This is a genomic window from Microcystis sp. BLCC-F209, assembly GCF_041928595.1.
GTDB lineage: Bacteria > Cyanobacteriota > Cyanobacteriia > Cyanobacteriales > Microcystaceae > Microcystis.
Genome location: NZ_JBHFLL010000049.1, coordinates 1 through 1,961, shown reverse-complemented (window position 1 = coordinate 1,961; position 1,961 = coordinate 1). Strand labels below are relative to the sequence as shown.

Below are 1,961 nucleotides of genomic sequence, written 5' to 3'. Positions count from 1 at the left end.
CCGTAACCCTGCTGTAGGGAGCGAATCAAGACATTCATGGCAATGCGGTGTCGGTTGCTTTCCAAGGGTTCACCATCATCAAAAATTAAGTCTGTGGGGGGTGGGGGTGGTTCCCAAAAGTCCTCGAAATCTTCTTCTATCAGTGCCGGAGAGGTGGCAGTTTCGTCGCTTTTGGCAATCGTCATTTTTTCGGCCTCTCTAGGTGGGAGTGTCCAGATTTTTGCTGATTATTGATCCTATGATAACTTTTTTGCCAACTCGATCGCTTTATGTAGATTCTTAAGCAAAAATTTTTGGCTCTTCTAGGTTCTGTGTGATAAGTTTAATTGACATAGGATCGATCGATCTTTGTGTCCTTTGTGTCCTTTGTGTCTTTGTGGTTCGTTCCACCCCCTCGCTCTTGAGAAATGTATCTTAAAATACATTTTACCCACCAAAGCTGGGAGAGCCAAATTTTTTAATTCCCCCCAGTCTTACCTGTTTGCGCTTCGGTACCGGGGCTTGAGATAATCAGATAGCTATCATCTCAAAAACTATCACCATGACGATCGATCCGCAACAACTCATCGAACTGGCTCTCCAATCGGGAGCGGTGGCAGCCGAAGTTTATCAATCTTCCTCCCTTTCCCATCCCGTTTTTTTTGAGGCTAATCGTCTTAAACAGTTAGAAAGTTCCGAATCCGTGGGAACTGCCTTGAGATTATGGCGCCAGGGTTGTCCGGGGTTAGCGGTGGGTTATGGTGATGTAGAACCGGAAATTTTAGTAGAAACGGCGTTAAATTTATCCTATCTCAATGCCCCGGAAGAAATCGAATTTTCGGCACCACGACAGGCAATTTATGACCCGATTGGCCAGGATGTGGCGGTAGAATCTTTAATCGAGATGGGTAATCAAATGATTGGCCAAATTCGCCAAGTTTATCCTGAAGTTATTTGTAGTGGTGAATGGGAATGTGAACAGGAAATCACCCGTTTGGCTAATTCCCAGGGTTTATATTGTCAATATACCGATACAGCTTTGAGTTATTATCTGGGGATTGAATGGGTGCGGGGGGAGGATTTTCTCGCAGTTTATGATGGGGAATATACTCGCAGTACACCCCATCCCGAAACGGTAATTAAACAGTTATTGCAGCGACTACAATGGGCCGCCAATAATGTGGATAGTCCCACGGGGAAATTACCAATTTTATTGACCTCTAATGCAGTTACACTGTTATGGGGTACGGTGGAGATGGCTTTAAATGGGAAACAGATCTTAGAAAATTCTTCGCCCTGGAGTGATAAAATCGGTCAATTGGTGATGTCGGAAAAGTTGACTCTATCCCAACAACCCCAGCGAGAACCCTATAGTTGTCCCTTTGATGATGAGGGAACTCCTACCAAATTTTTATCTTTAATTGAGGGAGGTAGAGTTAAGGAATTCTATAGCGATCGTACCACGGCCAGATTGTTAAAAACTACTCCGACGGGAAACGGGTTTCGTCCCGGTTTAGGGGTTTATCCCATGCCGGATTTGGTTAATTTAATCGTGGCACCGGGAGAGGGAACTTTAGAGGATTTAATCTCGCAAATAGATGAGGGCCTAGTTATCGACCAAATTTTAGGTCATGGGGCCGATATTTCGGGCGATTTTTCTGTCAATGTCGATCTGGGTTATCGCATAGAAAATGGCAAAATCACCGGACGAGTTAAAGATACAATGGTGACGGGAAATGTTTATACAGCTTTGCAAAATTTAATCGCTCTGGGGGCCGATAATCAATGGAATGGTTCCTGTTATACTCCCTCGCTAATCGTTGATAGTTTATCAGTGGTGGGTTAAATCAGTTATCAGTTATCAGTTATCAGTTATCAGTTATCAGTTATCAGTTATCAGTTATCAGTTATCAGTTATCAGTTATCAGTTATCAGTTATCAGTTATCAGTTATCAGTTATCAGTTATCAGTTATCAGTTATC

1 protein-coding gene and 1 pseudogene are annotated in these 1,961 nt (G+C 43.2%); one reads left to right on the top strand and one right to left on the bottom strand.

The window, feature by feature from the left end; translation table 11 throughout:
- Positions 1 to 185, bottom strand: a pseudogene (locus tag ACE1AQ_RS03365) (hypothetical protein); the annotation flags it as partial.
- Positions 186 to 541: 356 nt separating this feature from the next.
- Between ACE1AQ_RS03365 and ACE1AQ_RS03360 the strand changes: the two are divergent.
- Positions 542 to 1,825 (top strand): TldD/PmbA family protein, encoded by a 1,284-nt coding sequence (locus ACE1AQ_RS03360; protein WP_008196608.1) that lies wholly within the window; start codon positions 542 to 544, stop codon positions 1,823 to 1,825.
- The last annotated feature ends 136 nt before the right edge of the window (positions 1,826 to 1,961 follow it).